Annotated in this window: 2 protein-coding genes; one reads left to right on the forward strand and one right to left on the reverse strand. The window is 69.5% G+C overall.

The genetic code is table 11. From position 1 onward, the window contains the following. The first annotated feature begins 484 nt into the window (after nt 1-484). Entirely contained in the window at nt 485-1339 is an 855-nt protein-coding gene (locus tag Apa02nite_RS11230; RefSeq protein WP_203825004.1) for an IS5 family transposase, read from the forward strand. A 221-nt stretch (nt 1340-1560) separates the two neighbouring features. On the opposite strand, the gene Apa02nite_RS11235 is transcribed toward Apa02nite_RS11230, so the two are convergent. Then, nucleotides 1561-1941, reverse strand: a 381-nt coding sequence (locus Apa02nite_RS11235; RefSeq protein WP_373872898.1) for a hypothetical protein, incomplete at its 5' end; no start/stop codon positions are given.

The raw sequence follows: 1941 nt of genomic DNA on the forward strand, positions 1-1941 counted from the left end.
CCACCGCCCCGAACCCGACCCACCGCGGACCCCAGCCGCCCCACCGGCACCGAGCGCGGACTTCCACCGCCCCACCGACGCCAAACGCGGACCCTGGCCGCCCTTCGGCGCCGAGCGCGGACTCCTACCGCCCCACCGGGGCTGAGCGCGGACCCCGGCCGCCCCTTCGATACCGAGCACGGACCCCGGCCGCCCCTTCGATACCGAGCGCGGACCCCGGCCGCCCCACCGGCATCGATCGCCCACGCCGGCCCGGCGAAGCACCACCGAGCGACCGAACCTCCCGGCCCGCAACGACCCCCACCCACCTGCACCGAACACATCGGACACCACTCCAACGCCGCAGGGCACCACCCAGGCCGAACGGGCTAAGAGGGACCGGCAATAGGTCCAAGATCCGGGCAGGCGGGTACCCCAGGGCAGCAAACAGGCACGGGTCCATCGATTATCGGAGTTCTCTACGCTCTGTAACCGATGGGGTCCCGTGCCTGCGCTGCCATCTTCGTTGTTCGAACCGGTCTGGGTCCAGTTCGCCGTGCTGTGTCCTGAGCAACCCGAGTTCAATCCAGGACATCCGCTGGGCTGCCACCGCCGGCGGGTCCCGGATCGGGTCGTGTTCGAGCACGTCATCGCCGCTCTGGTGCACGGCTCCGGCTACGAACGGATCGCTTCCGAGGGCTGCTCGGATCGCACGATTCGCCGCCGTCTGCGCTCGTGGGCCGAAGCCGGTCTGGGCGAGCAGGTCCATGAGCTGGCATTGGACGCCTATGACCGGATGATCGGCCTGGACCTGGCCGATGTCAGCGCCGACGGCGCGATCACGAAAGCGCCGTGTGGCGGTGACCGGGCCGGCAGGTCACCGGTCGACCGCGGCAAGGGCGGGATGAAGCGTTCGACCGGCGTGGACGGCTATGGCATCCCGCTCGGGATCGTCGGTGCCACCGCCAATCGGCACGACTCACCGCTGCTACGTGACACCTTCGAAGCGTGCAGCACCCAGCTGCGGCACTTCTGGCCTGAGCAGGTCACCGCTCATCTCGACCGCGGGTACGACAGCAAACGCTGCCGTGACCTGCTCGACGAGATCGGCTTCGACGCCGAGATCGCCTGCAAGGGCGTGCCTGCCCCGATCCAGGTCGGCAAGCGATGGGTGGTCGAGCGGACGAACTCGTGGGTCAACGGCTTCGGCAAGATCCGCCGCTGCACCGACCGCAACGCCAAAATCATCGACTTCTACCTGTACCTGACAGCCGCGATCGTCACGATCCGTCAACTCATCCACCGGGCTCGCACCCTCTATCGCTGGGACACTCGACCCACCACCCGCCGACTCAAGTGACGCCTATTGCCGGTCTCTCTAAGCGGCATTGCGGCAAACCCGGCTGACGCTCAGAGCTGCCTCCCCGCCGCCGAGACGACCCTCAGCGCCAGCCGGGCATGCGCTCCAGGCTGCGGGCCGGAGCCACGCAGGCTTCCGGCCAGCTCTCGGCCGACGCGGCGGCGGGCCGGGCAGGGCGGGCGGGGCGGGCAGGGCGGGCGGGGCGGGCAGGGCGGGCAGGGTTAGAAGTTGTAGTAGGAGACCCGGGCCAGGAAGTTGAGGATGAAGCCGCCGATCATGCAGATCGAGGCCACTCTGAGGGCGACCCGGGCCAGGCGCTCCCCGCGGCGCTTCGCGATGCCGCCCAGGATCAGGGCGATCACTCCGAAGATGAACGGGGAGAGCAGGACCGCGATGCCGCCGAAGATAAAGGTCAGGATGCTGAAGACCGAGCTCTGAGACCCGGGGTGGGGCGCATAGCCGGGATAGGGCTGGCCCGGATAGGGCTGCCCCGGATACGGCTGCCCCGGATACGGCTGCCCCGGATACGGCTGCCCGGGATACGCCTGGTCCGCGTAGGGCTGGCCCGGATACGCCTGGTCCGCGTAGGGCTGGCCCGGATG

The sequence above is a fragment of the Actinoplanes palleronii genome (assembly GCF_016862315.1).
Taxonomy (GTDB): domain Bacteria; phylum Actinomycetota; class Actinomycetes; order Mycobacteriales; family Micromonosporaceae; genus Actinoplanes; species Actinoplanes palleronii.